Annotated in this window: 16 protein-coding genes and 7 pseudogenes; 10 read left to right on the top strand and 13 right to left on the bottom strand. The window is 69.2% G+C overall.

All coding sequences use genetic code 11. The features are described from left to right. On the top strand, window positions 1-441 hold a 441-nt coding region (locus AB0F18_RS21185), incomplete at its 5' end, for a TetR/AcrR family transcriptional regulator (RefSeq protein WP_362062907.1). After that, window positions 438-660: pseudogene (locus tag AB0F18_RS21190) on the top strand (recombinase family protein); the annotation flags it as partial. The gene AB0F18_RS21185 and the pseudogene AB0F18_RS21190, both read left to right, overlap by 4 nt. A gap of 198 nt (window positions 661-858) precedes the next feature. Here the strand turns inward: AB0F18_RS21190 and AB0F18_RS21195 are convergent. From AB0F18_RS21195 to AB0F18_RS21210, 4 genes are all read right to left on the bottom strand, one after another. Beyond that, the gene (locus AB0F18_RS21195; protein ID WP_362062909.1) at window positions 859-1,209 is read right to left on the bottom strand and encodes a hypothetical protein; all 351 of its coding nucleotides are present in this window, start codon (window positions 1,207-1,209) and stop codon (window positions 859-861) included. A 409-nt stretch (window positions 1,210-1,618) separates the two neighbouring features. Then, window positions 1,619-2,845, bottom strand: coding sequence for a hypothetical protein (locus tag AB0F18_RS21200; RefSeq protein WP_362062911.1), 1,227 nt, complete (start codon window positions 2,843-2,845; stop codon window positions 1,619-1,621). Window positions 2,846-3,191: 346 nt separating this feature from the next. Further along, window positions 3,192-4,478, bottom strand: a complete 1,287-nt coding sequence (locus AB0F18_RS21205) for an MFS transporter (protein ID WP_362062913.1) — start codon at window positions 4,476-4,478, stop codon at window positions 3,192-3,194. After that, window positions 4,475-5,014: a winged helix-turn-helix domain-containing protein gene (locus AB0F18_RS21210; RefSeq protein WP_362062915.1), complete on the bottom strand. Its 540-nt coding sequence runs from the start codon at window positions 5,012-5,014 to the stop codon at window positions 4,475-4,477. The genes AB0F18_RS21205 and AB0F18_RS21210 overlap by 4 nt, the downstream gene beginning before the upstream one ends. A gap of 543 nt (window positions 5,015-5,557) precedes the next feature. Here AB0F18_RS21210 and AB0F18_RS21215 point away from each other — a divergent pair. Both AB0F18_RS21215 and AB0F18_RS21220 read left to right on the top strand, forming a co-directional pair. Beyond that, window positions 5,558-6,115 (top strand): DUF3291 domain-containing protein, encoded by a 558-nt coding sequence (locus tag AB0F18_RS21215; RefSeq protein WP_362062917.1) that lies wholly within the window; start codon window positions 5,558-5,560, stop codon window positions 6,113-6,115. A gap of 151 nt (window positions 6,116-6,266) precedes the next feature. Further along, a pseudogene (locus AB0F18_RS21220) lies at window positions 6,267-6,368 on the top strand (IS630 family transposase); the annotation flags it as partial. A 15-nt stretch (window positions 6,369-6,383) separates the two neighbouring features. Here AB0F18_RS21220 and AB0F18_RS21225 read toward each other — a convergent pair. Then, window positions 6,384-6,971 (bottom strand): GNAT family N-acetyltransferase, encoded by a 588-nt coding sequence (locus AB0F18_RS21225; protein ID WP_362062919.1) that lies wholly within the window; start codon window positions 6,969-6,971, stop codon window positions 6,384-6,386. A 73-nt stretch (window positions 6,972-7,044) separates the two neighbouring features. Continuing rightward, window positions 7,045-7,614, bottom strand: coding sequence for a hypothetical protein (locus tag AB0F18_RS21230; RefSeq protein WP_362062921.1), 570 nt, complete (start codon window positions 7,612-7,614; stop codon window positions 7,045-7,047). 2,539 nt (window positions 7,615-10,153) lie between these two features. Here AB0F18_RS21230 and AB0F18_RS21235 point away from each other — a divergent pair. Next, window positions 10,154-11,329 (top strand): alpha/beta fold hydrolase, encoded by a 1,176-nt coding sequence (locus AB0F18_RS21235; RefSeq protein ID WP_362062923.1) that lies wholly within the window; start codon window positions 10,154-10,156, stop codon window positions 11,327-11,329. A 99-nt stretch (window positions 11,330-11,428) separates the two neighbouring features. On the opposite strand, the pseudogene AB0F18_RS21240 reads toward AB0F18_RS21235, so the two are convergent. Both AB0F18_RS21240 and AB0F18_RS21245 read right to left on the bottom strand, forming a co-directional pair. Beyond that, window positions 11,429-13,011, bottom strand: a pseudogene (locus AB0F18_RS21240) (IS1182 family transposase). A gap of 66 nt (window positions 13,012-13,077) precedes the next feature. Next, window positions 13,078-14,187, bottom strand: coding sequence for an IS630 family transposase (locus AB0F18_RS21245; protein ID WP_362062963.1), 1,110 nt, complete (start codon window positions 14,185-14,187; stop codon window positions 13,078-13,080). 80 nt (window positions 14,188-14,267) lie between these two features. On the opposite strand from AB0F18_RS21245, the gene AB0F18_RS21250 reads away from it, so the two are divergent. Beyond that, on the top strand, window positions 14,268-15,038 hold the full coding sequence (locus tag AB0F18_RS21250; protein ID WP_362062925.1) for a transposase: 771 nt from the start codon (window positions 14,268-14,270) through the stop codon (window positions 15,036-15,038). Window positions 15,039-15,113: 75 nt separating this feature from the next. Here AB0F18_RS21250 and AB0F18_RS21255 read toward each other — a convergent pair whose 3' ends face one another. Further along, window positions 15,114-16,739: an ISAzo13 family transposase gene (locus tag AB0F18_RS21255; protein ID WP_362062927.1), complete on the bottom strand. Its 1,626-nt coding sequence runs from the start codon at window positions 16,737-16,739 to the stop codon at window positions 15,114-15,116. 508 nt (window positions 16,740-17,247) lie between these two features. After that, entirely contained in the window at window positions 17,248-18,387 is a 1,140-nt protein-coding gene (locus AB0F18_RS21260; RefSeq protein WP_362062929.1) for an IS4 family transposase, read from the bottom strand. 250 nt (window positions 18,388-18,637) lie between these two features. Between AB0F18_RS21260 and AB0F18_RS21265 the strand changes: the two genes are divergently transcribed. Next, on the top strand, window positions 18,638-20,257 hold the full coding sequence (locus AB0F18_RS21265) for a caspase family protein (protein ID WP_362062931.1): 1,620 nt from the start codon (window positions 18,638-18,640) through the stop codon (window positions 20,255-20,257). Window positions 20,258-20,366: 109 nt separating this feature from the next. After that, the gene (locus AB0F18_RS21270; RefSeq protein WP_360895307.1) at window positions 20,367-20,747 is read left to right on the top strand and encodes a hypothetical protein; all 381 of its coding nucleotides are present in this window, start codon (window positions 20,367-20,369) and stop codon (window positions 20,745-20,747) included. A 365-nt stretch (window positions 20,748-21,112) separates the two neighbouring features. Here AB0F18_RS21270 and AB0F18_RS21275 read toward each other — a convergent pair. After that, a pseudogene (locus AB0F18_RS21275) lies at window positions 21,113-22,028 on the bottom strand (TniB family NTP-binding protein); the annotation flags it as partial. A gap of 26 nt (window positions 22,029-22,054) precedes the next feature. On the opposite strand from AB0F18_RS21275, the gene AB0F18_RS21280 reads away from it, so the two are divergent. Next, window positions 22,055-22,369, top strand: coding sequence for a hypothetical protein (locus AB0F18_RS21280; protein ID WP_362062933.1), 315 nt, complete (start codon window positions 22,055-22,057; stop codon window positions 22,367-22,369). Window positions 22,370-23,068: 699 nt separating this feature from the next. Here the strand turns inward: AB0F18_RS21280 and AB0F18_RS21285 are convergent. Then, window positions 23,069-23,221: pseudogene (locus AB0F18_RS21285) on the bottom strand (IS5/IS1182 family transposase); the annotation flags it as partial. A 212-nt stretch (window positions 23,222-23,433) separates the two neighbouring features. On the opposite strand from AB0F18_RS21285, the pseudogene AB0F18_RS21290 reads away from it, so the two are divergent. Further along, window positions 23,434-24,656: pseudogene (locus AB0F18_RS21290) on the top strand (IS110 family transposase). 46 nt (window positions 24,657-24,702) lie between these two features. Here AB0F18_RS21290 and AB0F18_RS21295 read toward each other — a convergent pair. Further along, window positions 24,703-25,532 (bottom strand): annotated as a pseudogene (locus AB0F18_RS21295) (transposase); the annotation flags it as partial. Between the last annotated feature and the right edge of the window lie 250 nt (window positions 25,533-25,782).

Consider the following 25,782-nt stretch of genomic DNA (forward strand, 5'->3'; position numbering starts at 1 on the left):
CGTGCCGGAGTCGGCTCGGCCACCCTGCACCGCCACTTCCCCTCCCGGCAGGCACTCCTGGAGGCCGTCTTCAAGGAACGGGTCGAGGCCCTGTGTGCGAAGGCGGACGACCTCCTCGCCGAACCCGACCCGGGCCAGGCGCTGACCACCTGGCTCCACGCCGTCGGCGCGCACGCCGTGGCCAACCGAGGTCTGGGGTCTTCGCTGATGCGGGACGGAGACCCCGCGCTGGGTGAAACCTGCCACGACCTGATCACCGCTGCCGGAGACGCCCTCCTCGTGCGCGCCCAAGCGGCAGGAGCCGTGCGCGCCGGGATCACCATCGCCCCACTGCTCAAGCTCGTCGGCGCCATCGCGCTGGCCACCGAGCGGGAGACCGACGGCCCGGCCGAGGCCGACCTCCTGCTGTCGATCGCCATCGACGGCGTACGCGCGCACTGACCCCGGCTCTCACCCCCACCGACCGCGGCCCAGGCCGGCCCTTGGCGGCTAGGCACCGCGGCCCCGCTCGCCCTCGCGGCGGACACACGCATCGGTTACGCCAGGTGCTCGACGCACACCCGGGAACTCCAGTCGCAGGTCGATGCCCTCGCGGGGCACGGCATCGACTGCGACGAGGTGTTCTCCGAGAAGGTCAGCACCCGGGTCCGCGTGCGCCCCTGTTCGAGGCCGCGCTTACGCTCGCCTGGACTGATCAGGCTGGCTAGTCAGTCTCCGTGAGCTGACGGACGGACCTGGTCCTGGAGCGCTGCCGGAGCTGGTCGGCAAGGCCACCCGCGCTCGGCCGTCCGGCAGATCGCCGACAAGTCCGGCGTGCCGCGGTCGACGGTGTACGGGCGGCGTCGAACTGGCGGCGGACTAGACCTCGGCGTCCTCTTCTTCCTCTTCTTCCGCGGCGCCCCTGGTGTAGTCGTCCACCCACCGCCACTCATGTGTGCAGTTACCCGTGGCGTGGCCCCGGGGGTTGAGGCACTGCGAGCGCCAGTAGCCGCTCACGTCACCGGTGCGGGGCGGGCGGGACGGGGGACTGGAGAGGCTGGAGCTGTCGTCCTGTTCCGCAGCGGCTTGGTCGAGGATGCGGGCGACCTCGGCAAGGATCCCGCCGGACTCCTCGGCCTCGACCTCGGCCTCGACCTCGTCGTCGTTCGCGGCTGCGGTTGCGCGGGCGTGAGCGACGGCGAAGACGCCTCCGACCACGACAGCAGCCACGCTGCCGATCACCCCCACCTTGGCGGCAGGCCCGAGCCTGTTCCAGGCGTCAGTGACGCGCCGCCGCAGTGGCTTTCGCTCGACGTCGTCTTCCGGCGGTGGGCCGGACGGCGGTTCGGGCGATCGTGGCCCCTCGGTCATGTGTCCCCCCTCGGCGGCGAGTTGCTCCGGCCGTCCCTTCTGGCCGCCGGAAATTCCACCGGCACGCACCGGACTGTATCCGTCCCCCACCCGTGATCGACGACCTTCCGCGGAAGTCCAGCGCGGCAACGGATCACTGTGCTGACCTGAAGCCGGACGGCTCCGCCCGAGCGGGCCGAGAGACCGCCCGCGGGGCCAGCGACCAGAACGCCTGTCTCCGAGTCGAGGCCCACGGGCGGAATACGGGGGCGGAATACGGCCGGACGGCTCAGGCGGACGGTACCCAGCGCTCCGGCACCGTGTCGGCCTCCCGCACCGCCCACCGCCGTCGGGCGGCTGCCAGGCGGGCACCCTGCTCGGCGACCGGCAGCAGGTCGGTGGGAGTGAGGCCCGACTCCGGAGGCGTGGCACGCTGCCCCATCCGTTCCACCCGACGGGCCTCCTCCGCCGGGAAAACGTCGGCGGGCAGGAACCACGAGGCGGCGCCGGTGACGTCCACCTGGCGCAGCAAGCCCTCGGCGGCGAAGTGCAGCCGGTAGCCGAGGTACTGCAGGTCGGTGTCGAAGAGCAGGGTGCCGGTGACCCGACCACCGGCCTGTCGTGCCCAGCGCGCCAGCTTGTCCACGGCGCGCGGCAGCATGCGGGCCCGGCCGATCGACGCCGCGTATCCGTCGGCCTCCACCCCGCCCTCGGTGAAGCGGCCCGTGCCGGTGAGGGTGATCGGGCCGGGCTCGGCGCCCGTACGGAACTGCAGGCGTCCGTCACCACCGCCGTCCGCGGTATGGCGGCTCCGCAGGTCGGAGTACCGCGCCGTGTTGAGCGCCGCCGTTTCGATGGCGGCGGCGACCACGGTGACCCGGGCGGCCGGGTTCCCGGTGAGGAGGGCCTCGGCCGTGGCCAGTGCGTGGTCGCCACCGCCGGCCACGATCCAGCTGTCGGCGGTGGTCACCGCGAGCCGCCCGTACACCAGAGCGTCCCCGAAGCACAGCCGTCCGGCGGCGTGCTCGCCGGCCCGCAGGAAGGCGGCGAATGCTCGTATGGCCTCGATCGGCGCCGTGACCGGAGCCAGCACCGCCGGATCGGCGCGGTCCAGCAACGCCAGCACTTCCGCCGGGCCGCCCCTCTGGTTGAGCACGTCGACGAGCGCTGCCGCCGGCCCGCTCGCCGCCGGACCCATCCTGACCAGATCGGCCAGCAGCACACCGGCGGCCCAGTCGAAGGAGTACAGCGCCGGGCTGGTGCCGGGCACGAGCTGTGCGGGCAGGCCCGGGGCGAGCGTCGGTATGCCCTCGACGTCCACGATGATCCGGTCGGTGGCCCCCGCGGGGTGCATGACCGCGACCAGACGGCGGTCCCGGTCCACGGCCAGCTCAGCGGTGCCGTTGAGCACCGGGCCGGAGGCAGCCAGCCGGTCGAGCCACATCCGGACGGCAGTCGTCGGCACACGCTCCACGGACGCCGCGTACGAGGAGGGGTCGAAGCCACACCTGGTCAAGTTCCGGAGCTGATCGGGGGTGTGGCCGAGGCCGGCGAGTACGCCTCGGTGGAACACACCACCGCAATCGTCGACCAGCAAGGCCCCGGCCGGGCGGGCCAGGGCCGCGGGCCCGCCCCCGATCATGATCGGCACAGGCCGTTCTGTGCTTCCGGGCATGGCTGCGTCCTCCGCTTCGGTGATCACGTGGACCACGGTAACCCCGCGCATCGGTCGACGTTCGAGGTATGTCACCCCACCCTCCACCCCTGTTGGCCGCATCGGGAAGCAGCAGCGGGCCAGGGCCGGGGGGTGCGAGGAACGTCGAGCCGGCCTCAACACTGCCTCAGCGACCTCACCCGGAGCCCTACATGACACCCTCCCGGGCGGCTTCCTCGGCTGCCGGGCGGTCCGGACCCTCGGCCGGGGCGGCGGCACGCAGCGCCGCTTCGACCCGGCGATTGTTGGTCATGGTCGAGGTGACGGCGGTCATGGTGAGGAGGAGGCCGGCGGCGGCGTAGAGCGGGGTGCGTACGTCGTAGGCGGTGGCCAGCCAGCCGCCGAGGAAGGCACCGAACGGGGCGGCGCACATGGCGAGCATGCGGGAGGTGGAGGCGACCCGGCCCATGAGGTGGCCCGGGACGATCGACTGCCGGAGGGAGGGCCCGAGCACCATCGTGGCCCCCATGCCGGCCCCGCAGACGGCCAGCGCGAAGCCGGCGACGTACGGGTTCGGGGCGGCGGCCAGGCCCAGGATGGCGAGGCCTTCGACCGCTGCCGTGCAGGTCAGGGCGGTGCCGGTGCCGAGCCGTCGGCCGAGGAAGGAGGCGATGCCCGCGCCGAGCAGACCGCCGGTGGCCTCCGCCGTGAGGAGCAGGCCGAAGCCGAAGGTGTCGATGCCGAGGCGGTCGTGCGCGAAGAGGGCGAGGACGGTCTCCACGGCGAGGAAGGCGACGTTCCCGACCGCCGGGCGGAGCGCGAGCCCGAGCAGCAACCGGTCCCGGAAGACGTACGAGGCCCCGGCCCGCGCCTGCCGAAGCAGCGACTCGCGGACCTCCGGCACGGGCCGGGGCACGGCGGGAAGCGACCGTACGAGCAGTGCGGAGAGCGCGAACGACACCGCGTCGGCGAGCAGCGGAACCGCCCGCCCGAGCGCGAGCAGCGCACTGCCCGCCGGCGGTCCCGCGAAGCCGGACATGGCGGTCTGGGCTCCGCGCAGCCGGGAGTTGGCTCGCTCCAGGAGCGCGGGGTCGCGGCCGAGCAGATCCGGCAGATAGGCCGTGGCGGCCGTGTCGAAGAAGAGCCCGCCGAGGCCGAGCAGGAAGGCGACGGCCGCGAGCAGCGGAATGCTCAGCACGTCGAGCGCGGCCGCGGCCGCCGGTATCGCGAGCAGCACCGCACGCGCCGCGTCCGTGACCCACATCGTGCGCCGGCGGTCCCAACGGTCCACCAGCGCACCGCCGAGCACCCCGAAGAGCAGCCAGGGCAGCGTCCCGGCGGCCGTGACGACGGCGAGCGCCATCGGATCCCGCGTCAACGTCAACGCGAGCAGCGGCAGCGCGGCATGCAACACCCCGTCACCGAGCGAGGAGACCGTCTGCGCGGTCCACAGCCGTCCGAACCCGGTCGGCAGCTTCCGAACGTCTGAGGTCACTTGACGCCTCCCTCGGCCTGGTCGCGCGATCCCGGGTGGAACAGGGCGAAGACGAGTGACGCGTCCGGCAGCGACGGATCGGACAGCTCCCGGTACTCGTCCGCCAGTGCGTGCAGCCGCGCCCCCAGCTCCGCGAACTGCTCCTCGGTGAGCCGCAGGTGCGCCATCCGCACGTGCCGCTCGCCGCCCGCGGGCGACGCCTCCAGGTCCGCCACCGCATGCCGCATCAGCACGTCCGGCCCTCCCTCGCCCGGATCCGGCAGCACGATCGACCGCGCGGCCATCGCGTAGTACCGCTCGGTGACCCCCCGCACCTTCCGGGTCCGCACCACCTTCACCAGGCCGGCTCGCTCCAGCAGTCGCACGTGATAGCTGGAACTCCCCTTCGCCAGGCCGACCCGCTCGGCGATCTGCGTGATCGTCGCCGGCTCGAAGCGGAGCACGGCCATGATCCGGTGGCGCGTGAGATTGGAGACGGCGCGCAGCTGCTCGTCCGTGGTGACGTGAAACGCCTCGGGAAGATCATCAGTAGGCATGGGAGCAATGGTCAACGTTTCTTGACCATTGAGCAAGGGGTTTTCGGAATCGACCCGGCTCGCCGACGCGGTCAGGCCTGGCTTCTCGCCTCACACCGGCCCTCGAACAGGGCGCGCAAGGTTCAAGATCATCCCGTGGCCCTGCTGGCCTTACCCCGGCGAGGTCGAGGGTGCCCAGGGCGCGCCGACTACCTCCGGCTCCCGCCCGGAACTGACGGCGGATCGGTCCCCAGGCCATCCAGGCACAAGAAGGTGCTCGCACCCGGCGACAGCAGGCGCTGAAAGGGCGTGAGTCCTTCGCCGGCGAACCGGCAGGCAGCGCGCCACCGCCCCAATTGCCGCAAGGACCTGTGCAAGAGGCCACTTGGACAGGGAAAACGCAACTTCGACAGGGCGCTCAGAGGCAGCTACCTTCACCTCGTCTTCGGTCATCGCCCACGCCACCCGCGACGGGATGGGTTCGTCCACGCTCCACGAACCCTCGCCCCACGCGCAAACCACCGAACCGGGTCCACACCAGGCACCCCAACCAGGGAGAGACGCATGCCCCATCTTGCTCTGTACACATTCGGCGTCCTGAAGTCACCTCTCGCCGATCCCGGACCTCTCACGCGCGAGTTCTACGACACCGGTGCGGCCATCTACCGGAAGATCAGTCAGCACCCCGGCTACCTCGCTCACGCTGAAGCGGCAGACGCTGACCGGGGCGGGCTCTTCGATGCGGACTGGGGTGCGTGGGGGAAGTTCGCCGTGCCGACCTGGTACGGCAAGGGCCATACGCCGGAAACCACCGCCCTGGCCACGACCCTCTCACTCTGGACCGACCTGCGCCCCGCCTTCGACGCCATCTACACCGGTCTGCACCGCGAGGCGCTGAACAGGCGTTACGACTGGTTCGAGAGGACAGAACACCCGAATTACGCGTTCTGGTGGGTCTCCGACGGCGTGATACCCACCTGGCAGGACGGTGTTTCCAGGCTGGAGCACCTCCACGACCACGGCCCCGCGCCGCACGCCTTCACCTTCCACCACTCGTTCGCCCCGGACGGAACTCCGACCAGGACCACGGGCATCGGGCCGAAGAGCGACGAGGTTCGCTGACAAGGAAGCCCGAACGAGACGCGCTGGTAGGCGCTGAGCAGCGGCGCCAATGGGCTGGTCGTGCGGCTTCGGCGGGCGATGCTGCTGCTGGCCTCGGCCGGCGGTGGCACGGTCCCGGCGATCGCACGGCTGGTCCAGGCGGCCAGGACCCCGCCACACCGACGTCCTGGCCGCCCAACGACGCGAACGCGCCAGGATCCGCTGCGAGAAAGGCATCCGCTGGGGCGGCAGGCCACTGGAAACCGCAGCCTGACCACCCGTCATGGCATCAGATGTCGCCCTGGACGACGGCATGAAGGTGCTCGTCATGCCATCCGTCTTCATGCAGCAGGGCGCTGCGCATCGTGCCTTCGAGGGAGAACCCGGCCTTCGCCGCTACTCGACACGACGCCGTGTTGGCCACCGCGTGGCACAGCCGGAGACGGTGCAGCCCCAGTTCTTCGAACGCCCACGCGGTCACGCGCTTTGTGGCCTCGACCATGGTGCCGCGACCGCGTTCTGTGGACAGAATCCAGTAGAGGATCTCGGCGCTGCCGCCATCGAGGTCGATGTCACCCCAACCGATCAAGCCCACGGCCTGACCGCCGCCAGGCTGGGCGATGGCCCATATCGCACTCTGCTCGTTCTGCCAACGCTCGTGCATGCGCTCGATCCGCTTGCGTGCTTCGGCCTGCGACGTCACGACGAGTCGGTTCCACTGACGAATGGCCGGTTCCCGGGCGGCGGCTACCAGAGCGTCGGCGTCGTTGACGTGCCAGGGACGCAGCTCAAGACCGCTGGGGAGAGCCAACACGGGCTGCTCCATTTGGGCCAGGTGACCAGCGGGAACGACGGGCGGGATCGGCGAGGTGATCATCGCGGCATCGTGCCACAGTTGTGCTGGTTGGAAGCGGCGACCTCCAACCAGCAGGGACAGAAGCTCCAGCGCATCACCCGCGATGGCTTTGGTGCTCCTCGGAGGGCAACGAGTCCCATTCCGTCCACGCGCCGTCGCGCGGCACCATGAACAGCGGACGCGATCGGAGGACCTCTCCGACCAATTGCGCGCGCATGACGATCCCGGGATCATCCGGTGCTGCATAGCCCTCAATCGAATAGCGAAACCGCACGTCATTAGCCTCGGCGTACGCGATTGCGTCGCTCTCCAGTTCCGCCATGTCCCGCCCGACCAGCGGGAGTCCGTCGTACGCGACCTGCGGGCCCTGCACGGCGTCGGCGGCGATGCAGAACAACCCGACTGCTTCGCTCACATAGGCCGTGACGGCGGGCGGAGAAGGAGCGGCCCCACGACGGCGCATTTCGACCTTCCAGGTCGGCGAGAAGACCGCGTACTGCCGAGGACAGTCGCCGACCTGCGTCTGACCGAGCATCCCAGCCGCCTCGACCACCTCGTTGACGGTCATGCCGAACCGGAGCGGTCCGACGCCAACGGCTGGCGAATAGGCCCACTCGCCCCGTTCGGCGGCTCCGAAATCGGCTTGGGTACCGAACACCACCATCGCTCCTCCAGAGGCACCTGAGAACCTGCCGCCCCCCATCGTCGGCGACCTCCTCCCAGCCCTGGCAGCCCGATGCCGCCCGTCCACGACAGCGTCGCACCCTGCACTGACAGCGCCCGATCAGCCCTCTCCACCCCAGCCGTTCCCGCCGTCTGCCCAAGTCCACAGCCCCTGCCTCAGCGAAGCCGTCGCGTGGCGCAGGTAAAGCCATGCGGTCACAGCAGTAGGGAACACGGACGCCGACTTTTGTCCGCGGACAAAGTCGACCTCTCTCCTCAGCGACGCCCGCCGTGAACCTTCTTGATGCGGCGCGGCCTGAAGCCCGCGGAGCCCGCGCCGGGGAGCCTGTGCGTTCCACGCATCACCCGTGGGGAGTTTCGAAGTTCCACATGGCCCGCAGGCACCGGTCACCGGGCGGGCGACCGGCTCCACCACGGCCACTTCGGAGAACTCCCGCAGGAACGTCACGTGCCCGGTGCGGCCGGTGTGCTGGATGCTCAGGCCGGTGCACACGTCCGCGTTCCCAGTCGGGGCGGCCGCCCACTGGCAGTCGGGGTTCAGGCAGCGCGCGGTGGCCGGGGGCAGCCTGGACGGCTGCGGTGCCGTCAGCCACCCCGTGGCCCCGGACCGGGGGGCCGAGGTGCCGGAGGCGGTGTGGGCGCAGGTCGCCGCGCACGTGGTGCTGGAGCATCCGGGCGCTGCTGTGGCCGAGGTGGTGGTGATGGTGGCGGAGTGGTCGGCAGCTGAGTATGCGGGTGCGCCGCCGTTCGATCGGCTCATGGGGATTGCACCTGCGGCGTGGCCGGCTGAGCGGCGCCGTTGCGGGTCGCGCAGTGTGGTGCTGAGGGTGGTCGCAGGACGCGATGTCGGGGTGCGGCCCCCGTCGCGACCCTGATGGCCAGGACCGCACCCCGTACAGGCGAACGTACCCGCCGCTGCCCCGCCCACGCACCGACAGGTCAGCCGGTCATGCCGAACGCGTTCTCAGGGCTGCAGTACGCGCACGGCTCGACACCCTCGGCGAGCGTCCGGCCGGGCCGCCTCGGCGGCCGGCTCCGCCTCCAGCGTGCTGATCGCCTGCTCGGCCGGCTTCTGCTACCAGCCCAGCCGCGCCCGTACAGCCAGCCGGCTCCCCAGGCGAGCCTCCGGCTCGCTCTCGGCCGCGCGGACCACCTCGGTGCGCCCGCCGTGCTCCAGCCGTGCTGCGCCCAGTACGGGTGCGAGGTGATCAGACAGGAGATGCGGATCAGCTCCCGTCGCAGCCCAGCCGCTCCGGCGGCGGGGAAGCGGAAGGACGCCACCCACCTATTCAAGCGCGTGTTCGAATTTCAATCGAGGCGTTCGACATGGAACCCAGGCGTCCACGCCCTTGCGCCGCCCCAACCGGCTGGTACCACCGATGGCCGGTAACTCCAGCGAGGCGGGGTCGAGGACCAGGGGTAAGCCTCGAAGAGACGTTCCCTGTTTGAGAGGGGGTCTATCGCCCGGAGCGGTGGACCGTCCCCTCATCTATGGCAATCCGCACGGGTTGTTCTTAGGGCCTGTCCGGCGGATCTTTCCGGGCCCGGCGCGCCCGGCACGGCTACATTGTCGAATCACCCAAGTGCGCCCACGGCTGACCCCAGGCCCCGCCCCCCCGTGCTGGCCCGCGCCAAGGTTGGGGCGGACAGTCACGCGATCGGCGGCCCACTCCAGCCATCCCGACCACCCAGGAGGCGGACCTCCAACCTCATGTCCATCGAGTTCCGCGGCGTCGGACTCCTCGAACAGCGTGTGCCGTTCGGAAACTCATCGCTGCTGATCGGGGTGGGTGTGGTGCGCCACGACGGCCAGCTGGAACGCTGTCCAGGTGATCGTCTCGCTGGTGTACCAGGTGGCGCGGACGCCGCTCTCGGTCTCGGCGGTGTGACGTCACGGGCGAACAAGCGGGGGAAGTCCTCGGCAAGGAAGCGCACGATCGCCTTCTTGCCGATCATGTGGCTGGGGGCTTCCAGTGCGGCTGCAGTGGCGTTCCCCGGGGGCGCGAGCCACTCGGCATCCTCGGTGAGGGCCGCGGCGATCCGATCAGCGTCATGGCTGGCGAACGCCTTCCACAGGGGAATGCACTGGCGCTTTCCGCCGTCACCCCAGATCCCGGCGCTGACCCCGCTGGCTCGCGCAGTATGCACCGCTCAGCGCAGGTTCACGACTTGTCGTTCGCCTTCGAAGCTCAACCTGCGTTCCGCAACCGACTACCGTCCGTGAACCCGGAACTGGCCAGCTCGCGGACCAGGCCCCGCTCCGTCGCCCACGCTACTTGCGGGTAACCGATGTGCACAGCGCCAAGCGGCGAAGGCCACGCCCTGGGCGGCCCGGCTCGGCGCCACGAGGGTTCCCTCGCGCCCCGGCGCGCGCCCGGCCGATCGGAGCGTCGGCGGCTACCCGATCGGGTCGCGCCCCGGCCGGCACGGTCACGTCGGGCGCATCGGCCGCACGCCCGGGTGGACCCTGGGCAGGCCCGGACGCCCGTCCGAGCCGGACCGACTGAACGGAGCCCCCAATGGCCTCACCTGTCCTCACTGACCACCACGTACCCCATGTGTCGACCATCGCGGCGAACAAGGGCGAGATGATCAAACTCTTCGTCCGGGAGCGCAATGGCACGCCCGACGGGCAGCCGCGCAGACCCGTCCTGATGCTGCACGGCAGGAGCTGCCCGGCCCTGGCGGGTTTCGACCTGCAGTACAAGAAGTACAGCTGGGCCGAGGAACTGGCGAAGGCGAAGTTCGACGTCTTCGTGATGGACCTCCAGGGATCCGGCCGCTCCACTCGCCCGATGATGGCCGACCCGCGCAACGTCAACCCCACCCAGCAGGCCCTCCTCAAGCCCAATCCGAACGCGCAGGTGTACGAGGGCGGCCCGCTCTACGCCTCGCAGCTCAACAACTCCCAGAGTGACTGGGACGAGGTCGAGACGGTCGTCAACTTCATCCTCGACACCACCGGCGCCGCCGAGGTCGACCTGATTGGCTGGTCCGCTGCCTCCCAGCAGCTCGGGCCGTACGCCATCAAGAACCCTGGCAAGGTGCGCAGCCTCTTCCTGCTGGCGCCGATCTTCCCGCCCAACGGCAGGAAGAGCGCGCCCGGGACCGACTTCGACGCGCCGGTGCCGCTGCCGGTGTCCACTCCGGCGGCCGCGTTCGGTTTCCCGATGAGCGTGTCGACCAAGGCCGGCCTCGAGGCTGTGTGGGAGAAGGAACTGCGCTGCACGGACCAGCGCGAGGCTGGCATGGTCGACGTGGTGTGGAAGGCGATCATGGAGAACGACGAGGTCGGCGTCAACTGGGGCGGCAAGGTGGCCGGAGCTCCGGAAGGGCTGGCCCGCGTCCGGAACTCGTACTGGTGGGGCTGGAACTCCACCACCGTGCCGCTGCACGAGAGGCTCGGCAACGACGTACCCCTGTGCATCGTGTACGGAGCCCAGGACTCGACGGTGAACACCTCGCCGGACCTGGGCCTGCTGTACTTCTCGGTGCCGGAGCTCTACAAGGCCATCCCCGGGCCGGACAAGCTGATGTTCCGGCTCGCCTGCGCCGGGCACCAGGTGCCCTGGGAACGCGAGGCGAAGACGGTGCACCGCATGTCCGAGCATTGGCTCAGGTTCGGGAAGGTTGAGGGGGCGAGCAGCGGGAGCTACGACAGGGACGAGGATGGGGTCCTCACTCCGATGGAGTGAGGACCCCATCACGCGTACGCCGGCCGCCGGCTAGAAATCCAGTGAAGATGTTGGAACTGGGTCTTTCCATCGAAGGGCGGGGTGGCCTGTTCCGTCTGGTCAGGGGCTGATCGGTGCCAGGGTCCAGGTGCCGTTGCAGTGAGTGAGTCCGAGGTTGATCAGTCGGCGGAGGTTGAGGGCGGCGGCCCGGTGGTGGATCCAGCGTTCGCTGTTGATGGTGCCGCGGCAGGGCAGTCGGCGGTTGCCCCGGTTCACGAGCCAGGCGATGGTTCGTTCGACGGCGGGACGCCAGCGGCGGTAGTCGGCCTGCCAGGCAGGGTCGGCTGCTTGCCGGCGGGCGGCTTCTTGCAGGTGGTGGTGCGGGCGCCAGGTGACGACGCGGCCGCCTTTGGCGGTGGTGCACCGTGACCTGAGCGGGCAGATGGTGCACCGCTTCGCGGTGAACCATGCCTTGCGCTGGTGGTGTTTGCCGCCTGGCGGCAGCAGGACGGTGGTGTGGCCGGCCGGGCAGGTCACCGTGCCGGCTGCAGCATCGATGCGGAAGTCGTCGAGGGTGAACCCGCCGGTGACGGCCTTCTTCAACGCGGCCGGTTTGATCAGTAGCCGGTGCCCGGCTGCGGCCAGTGCCGCCCGCAGGGCGGCGGTGGAATAGGCGGAGTCGGCCAGAACATCCAAGGCTGCGTTCTCTTGCTCGAGCAGGTCCTGGGCGACGGAGGCTTCGTGGTGTTCGGCTCCGGCGGCGGGCCGCAGGGTGATCGCGGTGATCAGCCCGGTCTCCGGCTCGACGCCAAGGTGGGCCTTGAACCCGTCCTGATAGCGGGAGAGGGTCTTGTGGACGTGCCGGGCATCGGGGTCGACGGTGGAGACCATCCGGTCATAGGTCGTGCGGCGGGCGATGCGCCACCGTCCGTCGGTGCCGTCGGAATCATCCGCCGGTTCGACGTCCTGCCCGGCCACCAGCGCCAGGATGCCCACGGCATCGGCCGCCCGGGGCCCAGGTTCTGCTCGGGCAGGCGGCCCAGCAGGTTGAGGGCGTCGGTGACGAGCGCGTCCACGAGCTGGGTGCGGGCCTCCTCGTCGTTCCAGGCGATCCGGGGTTTGCCCGGATCGGTGTAGTCGTGAGCCCGGCAGTACCCGGCGGCCACCGCACCGGCGCCGGGGACCGAGCGGACGACCCGGCGGATCGCGGCGACGAGCTGGGTGACGGTGTCCTGGGTGGCCACCGCGTCCTCGAGCACCGCCGAGTCCAGGGCCCGCCGGTGTTTGCCTTTGATCACTCCGGTGGCGGCGACCACCTCGCGCACCGCCTCGAAGATCCGGTCCGGCTGCCGTGAGCGGGCCAGGCGGCGCCGGAAGTACGCCAGCAGGGAAGGATCGAAGGCGCGGTCCTTCAATCCGAGGCCGCACGCGGCTTTCCACCGCAGATCGCACCGCAGGTGCTGGACAGTGTCGACGTCCGACAGGCCGTGCAGGGTCTGCAGCACCACCGCGAAGGCCAGCTCACCGGGCGGCACCGACGGGCGGCCGTCCGACGAGGGATACATGTCCGTGAACATCGCCTCCGGGAACAGTGCGTCCCGGTGCTCGGCCAGGAACGCGAAAACGCTCGCAGCAGGGATCAACTCCCGGCACGTGACCCACACATCAGGCCCGACCGGACGACTTGGCGGCCGTCCCATCATGCCTACCACTCTGGACCCGAACCCCAGGATCCAGGGCCAGAACAGCCCAACATCTTCACTGGATTTCTAGTGTCCTGAGTCAGTGATCCGTCGGCAGTACGCGGCGAGGGATTCGAGGATCTGGTCAGCAGTCTTGGTCCACACATAGGGGCGGGGATTGGCATTCCAGCTGGCGATCCAGCCACGTATGTCGCGCTCGAGAGCCTGGACGGAACGGTGGACGCCGCGGCGGAGTTTCTTGTTGGTCAGCTCGGCGAACCACCGCTCGACGAGGTTCAGCCACGACGATCCCGTCGGGGTGAAGTGCAGCTGAAAACGTGGATGGGCCAGCAGCCAACGCCTGACTGACTCAGTCTTGTGAGTCACGTAGTTATCGCAGATCAGGTGCACGTCCAGGCCGGCTGGGATCTCGCGGTCGAGCTTGGCCAGGAACTTCCGGAACTCGGTTGCCCGGTGCCGGCGATGAAGCGAGCCGATGACCTGGCCCGTGGCCGCGTCGAGCGCCGCGAAGAGCGTGGTGGTGCCGGCCCGCAGGTAGTCGTGGCTGGTCCGCTCGGGCACTCCGGGCATCATGGGCAGGACGGGCTGGGACCGGTCCAGGGCCTGGATCTGTGACTTCTCATCGACACATAGGACCAGGGCCCGTTCGGGCGGGTCGAGGTAGAGCCCGACCACGTCGTGGACCTTGTCGATGAAGAACGGGTCGGTGGACAGCTTGAACGTCTCCGCCCGGTGAGGCCGCAGTCCGAAGGCCCGCCAGATCCGGGAGACCGTCGACTGCGACAGTCCCGTCTTCGCCGCCATCGACCGCGTCGACCAGTGCGTCGCATCCTTGGGCTTCGTCTCCAGCGTGGCTTTCACAACGGCGGCGACCTGCTCGTCGCTGACCGTGCGGGCCCGCCCCGGCCGGGGAGCGTCGCCCATCCCGTCGAGCCGGTGCCGCAGGAACCGGGCCCGCCACTTCGAGACCGTCTGCGTCGTGATCCCCAGCTCATGGGTGACCGCACTCGCCGAACGCGGCAGACCACCAACGTCAGCCTCCGCGCAGGCCAGCACGATCCGCGACCGCAGGGCCAGGGCCTGCGGCGTCGAAGATGCCCGCACCCACCCCTGCAGCACCTGCCGCTCGTGATCTGACAACACCAGCATGGCCAGCTTCGGTCCCGGACGCCCCATGCCAAACCAACGACGGATCACTGACTCAGGACACTAAATGATGTCCCGTAAGCCCTGGTCAGGCGTGTGATGATCTTGGTGTGAGTGTTGTGGTCACGGCGTCTGAGCCGGGGTGGATAGGTCTGTTCTCCGGGCTGAGCGAGCGGCAGTTCCGTAAGCTCGTGGGAGTTGTGCGGCGTCGTGGTGGCGGTGCGCCGACCGGCGGTCGACCGTGGTCCCTGCCGCTGGAGGACCGGATCCTGCTGGTGGCCGCGTACTGGCGCACGAACCTGACGATGCGGCAGCTCGGCCCGCTGTTCGGGATCTCGAAGTCGGCCGCGGACAGGGTCATCGATGACATCGCGCCGCTTCTCGCGCTTGCACCGGTACGGCGCCGGCACCCTGCCGGCACGGTACTCATCGTGGACGGCACCCTGGTCCCCACCCGCGACCGGAGTGTGGCCGCGTCGAGCAAGAACTACCGGTACTCCACCAACCATCAAGTCGTCATCGATGCCAACACCCGGCTGGTCGTCGCGGCCGGGCGGCCACTTCCCGGCAACCGGCATGACGCCCGTGCCTACCGGGAATCCGGAGTGGACCGTGCTGTGCGGAACGCGCCGGTCCTCGGTGACGGCGGATATCGAGGCACCCCTGCCCTCATCCCGCACTGGCCGCGGAAGGACCGGCCGCTCACACGGGAACAGGAAGCCGACAACACCGTTCACCGCCGGGCCAGAGCCCGTGTCGAACATGCCTTCTCCCGGATGAAAACCTTCAAGATTCTCCGCGACTGCCGCCTGCGCGGCGACGGTGTCCACCAGGCCATCCTCGGCATCGCCCGACTCCACAACCTCGCCCTCGCGGGATAGCCCGCGAGAGAACGAAAAGCCACCCAACCTGCCCCAACAACCCCTTACGGGACATCATTTAGGGCTTGCAGATGATTAACACGTTGTCTTGATCTTGCTGTCGGGATCTTTGATTTGGGTGAGGACCCGGGCCTGGAGGGGCGCGAGGGCAGCGGGTGGGGTCGTCGCTGGTGGGATGACGATGCCGTGGGCCTTGAACAGTTTCCTGATCTTCAGGAGGGTGCGGTGCATGGCGGTGCGGCTGCTGCCGAAGAGGATGGCGAGGGGTTCCGCGGCCAGGCTGACGCGCAGGTGAAGCACTGCGACCAGGACCTGGTCGGGGAACGCGAGGTGGGGCGGACGGCCTCGCTGGGTGTCTCCGTCGGGCGCCAGAGTCTGGATCAGGTCGTGCAACTGGTCCGGAGACATGCCGGTCAGCGCGGGGTCGGTCAGCAGGGCCTGGTTCCACTCCGGCGCTGGTGTCTGTGGGGCCCGGGCCGCTGGAATGGGTGGGGTCGGATGGGGGTGAAGGACGTAGTTCCAGTCGCCGTGGAAGGCATGCCGGGTCAGTGGCAGAGCCGCCATCTCCGCATCACCGATCGTGACTCCGGTTGGGTAGGTGCTGGTGTCGAGTTCGGCGTGGACGCGCAGTCCGGTGCGGGTGGTCGTCGCGGCGATGGATTGGACGACGACTTCGTGGCTGGTCAGCGGGCGGCCCCGCCAGTTCATGGTGATGTGGGAGAAGAGCCGGTGCTCGATCTTGTTCCACTTTGATGTGCCCGGCGGGAGGTGGCAGACGGTGATCGTCAGTCCTGTTTCAGCGGCGAACCGGGCGAGCTGAAGCTTCCAGGCCCGGGTGCGATAGCCGTTGGAGCCGCCCGCGTCGGTGATCAGCAGCCGTGTCGCCCGCGGGTAGGCGGCCTGGCCTTGGCCGTGCCACCAGCGGCGGATCGATTCCACGGCGAACGCGGCGGTGTCGTGATCGGTGCCGACGTTGACCCAGCCGGTGTTCGCCGCCAGGTCGTAGACCCCGTAAGGGATCGCCCTACCCAGCTTCGGGTCGGCGAAGTCGTGCATGTTCACCAGCACCGGGTGACCGACCGGTCGCCACTGGCGGCCGTTGTTCTTGAACTCGCCGACGAGTTCCTTCTTCTTGGTGTCCACGCTGATGACCGGCTGGCCGGCGCCCCGGTGGCCGCGGGCCTGCTCGTTGAGGTAGCGGAACTGTGCATCCCGGTCCACGTGCTGGCCGCCCTCGAGCGTCTTGGCGTTGGCCTGCAGGCTGAAGCCTTCCGCCCTCAGCAGATCCGCGACGGTGTCCGCGCTGACCCGGTGCCCGGCCTGGGTCAGTTCCCTCGCCAGCGCGCGGGTCGACTTCACCGTCCATCGCAGTGGCGACATCGGGTCACCTCGCACATCCGGCTCGACCAGCGCCAGCAGAGCCGGCCGCAGCCCCGGATCGAGTTCCGTGACCCGCTTGCGGCCCCCGCCCGGACGCCGCACCCGGCCCAGGGGCTCCTCGCCGGCCTCCAGCTCGAACACGCCCTTGCGGACCGTCGTCTCACTCACGGCAGCCGCCAGCGCGACAGCCCGAACCCCGCCGTGCCCCAGGACACGGGCCTCGGCCGCCATCAACAACCGACGCTGCCGCTCGTCCAGATGCGGGAACAACACCGCGAACTTCACTGAGAGCTGGTCACGAGTATCGTCCGGGATGCGCATACCACAACAACGAGCCTCAGAGCGGGAAGCAACACCTTGATTCCCTGCAAGCCCTTAGGAACTACGCAGGTCAGACAGCTCCACGCTCCAGACTCTGCGCAGATTCAGTGAGCCAGCCAGTCGGCAACCCACTCAGCCAAACTGCACAACCCCAGGTCAGAAGCATGACGACTACTCAGTTTCACTGACCGGCGACACTCGCTGTCGCGAATCAGTGAATCTGCGCAGTGCTCAACTGCTATTCGGCGCCTCGCTCACCCGGGCTTCAGCCCCGGCCCTTCAGTACAGAATCGTCACCAGGGCTTCAGCAACACACTCTCCGCGCTCACGAAGTCGCAGATCACAGAGCTCGACACGGGGGAGCGCCCGCCCGTCCGCTCGTACCGCCAGTGCAGGCGGCAGCCGGGCGAGCCGGGACATGGTGCGCTCATGTGAGGTCCGAGCAGGCACGGCCAGCGCTGACTTTAGGGCCGGCCCTGCGATCCGGGCGGGATCGCGCCTGAATGTGTCAGGGGCGGGACGCCGAGTGCAGGAGCGACCGGATGGTGTGGTGGATGAGGAGGTGGCCCCACAGCTCCTGCTCGACGCCCTCGGGCCAGCGCGAGCGCAGGACGTGCGGGGCGCCGCGCCGCAACGCGCCCAGAGTGTCCAGAGAAGCCTCGATCTCCCATCTCCGCCGGTAGAGGGCGGCCAGGCCGTGTGACGGGGCCGCTTCGTGGTCCAGGACGGTGGTGACGAGCCGGTCCGCCAGGCCAGTGGCGTCTCTGGCGGCTTCGATCACCCGGACCACGGGCGGATCCGTGCGGGGGCGGTGCGTGCCGTCCGTGACGAGGTCGCAGAGATAGGAGCCGTCCGGCAGAGCGGCGCGAACCGGCAGCGGCCAGGGGCCGATCCCCCACAGCAGGTCCGCCCCCGAGGCGCAGGCAGCGGGTATCAGCTCGATGCCGGTGAATCTGTGGTCGGCCAGGAGCAGGTCCCCCTGGGCGACGGCACCCAGCAGTTCGCGTGTGAGCGTGTGCCCGGGGTGTGAGGAGCGGCCCAGCGCCGCCCGGGTGATCGCGTGGGTGCCGCACTCGGCCAGCGCCACGACGTGGACCTGAGCAAATGCAGGCCGTCCCGCTGCTGTTGCGGGCGGGGGGCCGTACCGTGCCCGGTTCTCCACGCTGTCCGGGACGCCGACCGAGGTTCCGTCGATCGCCAGCAACCGCCACTGGCGGTAGCGCTCGCCCTCCGTACCTGTGGTCGTTGGTGTGGGGCGTGCACGGCGCGAGGGGCGTGCGGGGCTTGCGGGGCTTGCCACTTCGGCGAACAGGGCCGCCAGCGGTTCCGGACCCAGGCGGGCCCGCGCCCGGCAGATCGCAGCAGTCGTCGGCACCGGCCAAGGACGGCTGCCCTGCCCGGCCCAGGCCAGGCCCTCGGCGACCAACCGGGCCACCTGCGCGTAACTCTGCCGGGAGAACAGACACATCGCGAGGACGAAGTACACCACCGCTCGTGCGGGCAGCAGCCGGCTGCGGCGCTCGGCCCGGCCGCATTCCGCGACCACGTGGTCCACCAAATCCGGCGGGAACGCGTGCACGAGCAGTCCGATTGCAAGGCGATCGGACAATCCTTCGTCCGCTGCCTTGACTTGTCCGGGTCGAGGCAAATCCGCGTACCTCCTGAGAAGTCAACGGCGGGTTCCTTAAGTCACTGGTATCAATCCACTCTCTGTTGCCGACTTCCCGGCGGCGGCAAACCATGAGAGCGAGGGAATTCGGCCGGATCCTTCTTCGTCGATGGACGCGAATAGGGCACTCCTGGTTGCGCTGGCAGATTCCCCGAAGAGGCCGCCTGTCAGAAAAACGATTCCGCACAGCGGTAATCGCCGTGAGGCGGCTGAACAGAAAGGAAGGACGATGACACATCGTGCGCTGCTCGTCGGTATCGACGAGTATCCGGATCCGGCCAACCGCCTCAACAGCTGCATCAAGGACACCGAGGTGTTCAAGGAGATGCTGGGGGACCAGTTCGGCTTCCGGGACTCCGAGATCCTTGTCCTGCACGACGACGCCGCCACCCTGGCGGCCACCAGGGAAGGCCTGGACTGGCTGTTCGACGGCGCCGAGGAGGGCGACCGGCGCGTCTTCTTCCAGTCCTCGCACGGCTATCGCTACCCCGACGGCGACCTGATGACGGAGGTCCTCTGCTCCTACGACGGATTTCTGTCGGACAAGGAGCTCGTCGATCGCAGCAGCGCTCTCCCGCCCGGCGTGCTCACCGTGGTGCTCGACGCCTGCCACTCCGGAGGCATGGAAAAGGAGATCTTTGTCCAGGGGGCGCCGCGCACCGTTCGCAACAAGGTGTTCCTCGCACCCGCGGGGCAGCAGCGGGAGAAGGCAATGGCCCTGAACGAGGTGCGGGGTGTGAAGCTCTTCGGCCGCACCGCACTGTGCGACGAGGCCTCACTGGCCAGGAGCCTGACGAACCTCCCCCACCCGGCTCCACCGGCCAAGGGCCCCCTCACCGGGGGGCTGGAACTGAACGCCGTGCTGTTCACGGCCTGCCGAGCGGACCAGACCGCAGCGGCCGGCAGCGCCGTCACCCACGGGCTCTCGGCGTTCACCGACGCCCTGACCACTGAAATGGATCTGTCGATTTCGGTCGACGCCCTGCGCGACCGAACCGCAGATCGCATCGAGGCGCTCAATATGAGCCAGACGCCCTGCGTATTCGCCCCCTCGGATCACCAGTACCTCCTCTCGGAAACATTTCTTTCCGCGCAACCGGAAACGGACAAGGGGATGGATCTGAAGGTGGAGCAGCTGCTCCAGGGAATCCTTTCTGCGGGAGTCGGAGCGCCATCAAAGTCTTCCGGTGCCACGGGCGCCGGAGCCCAGAGCACAAAGCAGACGAAGGAGAAGGAGAAGGAAATGAGCACTACCTACACCGACGACCAGGTCAAGACCATTCTCGAAGACCTCCTCAAGCCGAGCACGGGGGCGAAGGACGTCGTCTACCCCCCGTTCGACGGAAACTGGTTCGGTGACGTACGCCTGTGCGCCGCGGCACTCGCCCCAGCCGTCGCGGCGGCGTACACCGCGGCAGGGCCGGGCAAGGCCCCATCGGTCGACCGCCCGCTGGCGAACGCCGCCCATGTCGACGACAAGAGCCTCTGGGACCTCGCCGCTGGCCTGGCCCAGGTCGTCGTGCATGAACTGACCAAGGCGGGCGGCCCCGTCAAGGCAGCTCAGCCGACCGCGTCCGAGGTGCGTCGCCAGATCGCCGACTGCGTGCCGGAAGAGATCATGGGGCACCCGAAGTTCTTCGGCCTCCTGGCCGCCCTGGTCGGCACCGTGGGACCGATGATCGTCAATGCGATCACCAAGGACTACAACCCTGCCGACCGCCCTGCCGGCGGCAGCGTCGGTGTGGAACTGCCCGCCGGACTCAGCAGGAACGAACAGAAGGCGTGGTACAATGCGCTGTTCGACGCCGCGCGAGTGACCCTGCCGTACATCGTGCGGGCCCTCGGCTGACGGACCGCGGACCCTGCGGACCCCGCGTACCCGATCAGTACCCGATCACTTCGGGGGGTGACCGCCACACGGTCACCCCCCGAAGCCGTTCCGAGCCGAGGACGACCCCATGACCAGTTCCTCCGACGAAGCGGTCTACCGAAAGGCCGCCGCCGACCTCGCACGGATGACGTTGCCCGACCTGTCGGTGTTCCCCACCCCGCAGACGGAGATCGCCATGGCCAAGGCCTTCCGGATGAACGGACCGAGGGAGGATTGGCTGGACGAATTCCGTTCCCGCATCAGGCACGACAGCGGGGAGCGGGTGGTGATGGAGGACGCCGACCGGGCGACCTTCCCACCGCCCCTGGACAAGAGCCCAGCCGCGTCCTACCAGCGCCTGGTCGATACCCGGACCTCCGCCGTGCAGCTGCTGGTGATGGGCCCGTTCAGCCCGCCCTTCCGCTTCGTCCCCGGCGCGCAGCCCGGGTCCCCCGGAACCCCGGACTGATCGGCGAGACCTGAGCGAGTTCGGCGGGCCGGCGGTGGGCAGCGGCGGCCTCGGGATCACCAGCGCGGGGGAAGGGTTCGAACTCGACCCGCTGCTCACGCTGGCGAGGACGACCGCTTCGTGTCGCTGAGGGGGAGGGCAGTTGCGGTATCGGGGGCTCGGTGAGCTGGGGTTCTGGAGGTCGTGTGAGAACGGCTTTTGCGGCGTCAGTCGCGGCTTGACCTGGGGTTGTTGCAGGTTGGTTGAGAATTGCCTGGGTGTTGCAGGTAGCGCTTCGGTCTAAAGGACCGAGGCGCTTTTTCGTGTTGTGGGATGCGTTTTTGCTGGTCAGCGCGCTGATCGACGGAGGTGGGGGGGTGCCTGGTTTCGGCGTGGTGGTCGAGGCGGATGGCATCCAGGCTGGTTTTGGTGATGCGTTCGGTGCCGTTCTGGATGGCGGTGATGGCGGCTTGCCGGATGAGTCTGGTGAGGCTTCCGACACGGCCGGCGGTGCGTTGGTGGAGGTAGGTCGCGTGGCGGGGGAGCGTTCCGGGTTGGTGTCGTTCGAGGTCGAGGGCGTTTTCGAGGTCGGTGATGAGGTCGGTGAAGGGGTGCCGGTTGCCGTAGCGGGCGGGGAGCGGCCCGCATTCGATGAGGGTGGCGCGTCCGGCGAGTTGCGCGCCGCGGACCCCGGTGAAGAGGGGTATCTGGGTGACGTCGATGCCGGCGTACACGAAGGTGGCGTGGACGCGTTCGGTGAGCTCTTTGATGAGGTCGGCGGTTTCGGCTCCGGTGGTGGTGCGGGGGTTGACGTGGTGGATTTCGTCGATGAGGACGAGGCGGACCCCGACTTTGTTAGGTGTGGCAGACGCTTTCGGTGATCTGGGTCTGGGTCATGCGGGCAGTCGTGGGGATGCCGAGGTAGCGGGCGAATTCGGCGGCGAGCGTTTTCGCGGTTGCTCCGGGCGGGACGAGGACGTACGCGACGGGGACCTGGGCATCCGCTGACCTGCGTAGTGGGGGCGTGGTACGGGTGTGGGCGAGGTGGCAAGTGCGTCCGACGTGGAGGAGGGCTGTGGTTTTTCCCGCGGCGGCGGGCCCGGTGACGATGAGCGAGGGCCGGGCGGTGGTGTGCTGGTGGCGGCCGACGGCCATGAGGGTGCGGACGCTGGTGGCGAGGGTGTCGATGGCGGGGGTGCGGACGGTGACGAACGCGGAGTGGTAGGCCAGACGCTCCTCAACGCTACGGGGCGGGTCGTCGAGTGCCGGCGGTACCGGGGGTGGGGTGTGGACTCGAACCACGCGCCACCGCCGGACATTCCCTCGGGATGAACCTGGTCAACACCCTCCACCACGCCAGCAAAGCGGTCCACGCCCTCGGCGAGACGGACCGGGCCGACGTCGCGGTGAACGCGTTCGCCGCCCTCGTCTGCACCGGAGACACCCCCTCGGCCGCCCTGGACGCCGCCGCATCCGCCGCCCGGCAGGCCCCGCACCTGGAAATCCACGCCATTGCCTGGGCCCGCGTCCCCGGCCCGCGCGAGGGGACAACGGAGTACCAACTCACGCTGACCGTCACCGCACTCGACCCCGAGACCGGCGAACACAGCGGCGCAACGCACCACGCCACCCCACAGCGATAGACAGCGACCGGGGCGGGACCGCAGCCGGCAGGATCAGGTCCGGCAACGCCAGACGCGATAGATCCCGCCGGGTCGGCCGCCGCGAAATCCGTGCACGAAGCGAACCCGGCCCCGCCGGACCGCCTCCACACGCCGCACACGGTGCCCAACGGGCTCGCAGCGCCCTATCGGCCGGCCGACGCCGCCCGGGTACCGGGGCGGACACAGCCGCGCACTGACCAGCCGTCACCAGCCGGGCCAACCGGTCGATGCCCCGAAGGCTGGGCAGACCCTCGGCGGGACAGGCCCCCGCGCCGGTCTGGGGCTCACCGGCCGGCCGGTCGTCGCCCTGCCCAAAACGCTCTGGGCGCCGCTGACCCGAGGCGTCTACTGGACCAACCAGCCCCACCTCCAAGCCCTACAGGCGTGGACGGACCGATGGGGGCCCGGGCCCGCCGCCGGGCGCTGCGCAGCACCGCCCGAGGCCCTCGAAGAACGCGCCCGGCACGCGGTCCACATCGCCACGACCGGCGACGTCGTACGCGCCGCCCTCCACCGGGTGGTTGGGGAGTAGGCGGCCCGGTGGTACTGCCCCCAAGCATGCTGGGCACCGGGCCTCACCCGGGCACGCCATATCGGCACGGGCTACCCGCACCCTAACCGGGCCGATTCCGCGGCCCGGACGGACGACCGGGGACTAGGGCCCGTGTGAGGTTGTGATCAGTCGGCGACCTTCAGGAGGTCGTCGATCCAGATCATTGCGGCGCGGAGGTGAAGGCCGGCGAGGTAGCTCTCGGGCGACTTGTCGTATCGGGTAGCGATCCCTCGCCAGGCCTTCAGCTTGTTGATCAGGCGCTCGACGGTGTTCCGTTCCATACCTTGGTTCTGGGCTGATCCCGGTCATTCGTAAGATCGGGACACCCAGGGTTTCGGGTGTGGCTTGTGTTCCTTCGCCGCTGGTGTGGCTTACAAGGATTGGCCGCCCGGGACCCCGCGACGACTCGACTGCTGATTGGGATGCGCGAACCGAATCGCTCGTATGGACGTGACAGCGAGGTCGTCTGCTGGGACAGCACAAGGACACGATGAAGGAGGTCCGGGTGCCCGAACTGTGGGCTGGGACGGATGCGGGCAAGGCCGAACACCACTGCACTGTGATCGACGAAGACGGCGCTAAGGTGATCTCGCGCCGGGTGGCGAACGACGAGGCCGAGCTGCTGCAACTCCTGGCCGACGTAATGGATTTCGCCGACGGCAGTCCGGTGACCTGGGCGGTGGACCTGAACGCCGGCGGCGCCGCCCTCTGGATCGCCCTGCTGGTCAACCACGGGCAGAAACTGCTCTACATCCCCGGCCGGAACGTGCACCACGCCTCTGGTTCCTACCGGGGCGAGGGGAAGACCGACGCGAAAGACGCGTACGTCATCGCCGACCAGGCCCGAATGCGCCGCGACCTGCAAACCCTCCAGGAGCCCGGCGAGATCGCGGTCGATCTGAAGATCCTCACCGCCCGCCGCCTGGACCTCTCCGCGGACCGCACCCGTGCGATCAACCGGCTTCGTGCCCAGATGCTTGAGTACTTCCCCGCGCTTGAGCGGGCCTTCGACTACAGCACTTCCAAGGCCGCTCTGGTGCTGCTGACGGGCTACCAGGCTCCGGCCGCTTCCTCCGCCGGATCGGCCGGGCCCGCCTCACAGCTTGGCTGAAGAACCGCAAAGTCTATACCCCCTCGAAGGTCGCGGACCTCGCGGTGGCCGCGGCCGAGGCCCAGCTCACCACCGTCCCTGGGGAGAAGACCGCAGCCAGGATGGTCAACACCCTGGCCAGGGAGGTGATGGCCTTGGACGAGGAGATCGCGCAGATCAGCGCCCTCATCGAGGAACGGTTTCGCGCGCATCCCGCCACCGAGGTGATCACCAGCATGCCCGGCATCGGTGACATGCTCGGGGCCGAGTTCATCGCGGCGACGGGCGGCGACATGACGGCCTTCGGCAGCGCCGACCGGCTTGCCGGCGTCGCCGGACTCGCGCCCGTTCCGCGCGACTCCGGGAAGGTCAGCGGCAACCTGCGCAGGCCCCGCCGATACAGCCGAAGACTCCTGCGGATGTGCTACATGTCCGCCCAGGTCGCCGCCCGCTTCTGCCCGGAGTCCAAGGCGTTCTACTTGCGCAAACGCGCCGAGGGGAAGTCCCACAAGCAAGCCGTCCTGGCCTTGGCCAGGCGCCGCCTCAACGTGCTCTGGGCTCTCATACGGGACAACCGAACCTTCGAGCTCAGCACGTCCCGCCCCATTTTCGCAGCGGCATGATCCCGTCACAAGGCGTCACCATCCTGGCTTGACATCATGATTGGGAATCCTTGTAGAGGTCGGCGTCGTGGCTGACGGGCCGGCCGCCTCGGGAGCCCTTCTTCTTTCGGTTGGCGGCCTGGTCCTTCTTCTCCGGGATGACCGCTTTGATGTTGCGTTTGCGCAGGTAGGCGCGGTTGCCGCGGGATGAGTAGGCCTTGTCCGCGGCGACCGCGCCGGGACGGGTGCGGGGGCGGCCGACGGGCAGACGAACCCGTACCTTGCCGAGTACGGGGATGAATTGCGGACTGTCCGCGGCCTGCCCGACGGTCAGGACCAATGCCAGCGGGCGGCATCTGCGATCCGAGGCGAGATGGATTTTACTGGTGAGTCCGCCGCGGGACCTGCCGAGGAGGGCTTGCTTCAGTCGGAGCTTGCGCCGGCGTCGGACGCGTCGACGCTCGGCTTGTCCGTTCTGTTCCTCCGACCCGCCCCCTTTTGGCGGGCCTCCTCCTGTTCGCGCGCGGCTTCCTCCAGGGCGTCCATGAGGTCCTTGCCGATCCGCATCCCAGCGGCGTCGTGATGGGCGCGAGCAGTGGTGGAATCCACGCTGACCAGCGATAAGTCCGTTATCCCCGCGCCAGCGGCCTCGGCGATCATGCCTTCCAGCAGAGCGGAGAAGACACCGGCGTCCCGCCAGATGCGGAAGCGCCCGTAGACGGTGGCCCAGGGGCCGAACTCGGCAGGCATCTCCCGCCACTGAGCACTGGACCGGAACCGCCAGACCACCCCCTCGAACTGCTCCCGCAGCCGTTCGGGGTACGGGCCGTAGTGGCCGATCGGCAGGTACGGCTCGATGAACTTCCACTGGCTGTCGGTGAGTTGTCTACGCGTCACGACCAATTCCTACCGGGTTCCGCCTCACGAAGGAGGCAGAACCCAGCAACTGATCACAACCTCACACAGGCCCTAGTGGGCGGGTGCGAGGCTCTGCGGGTCTGGAGCCTGGGCGCTGTGGGCTGCGGCTTGAGGTGCTGGTGGGGTGAGGGATGTGTTGTGGGTGGGGCGGTGTGTGTTTGGGCCGGAGCCAGCTCCGCAGAGTAGCGAAGTCGGGCCGCGTCAGACGCCACCAACCCACCCGGCGATG

Origin of the sequence: Streptomyces sp. NPDC029216, from assembly GCF_040648015.1 — a bacterium.
Classification (GTDB): Bacteria; Actinomycetota; Actinomycetes; order Streptomycetales; family Streptomycetaceae; genus Streptomyces.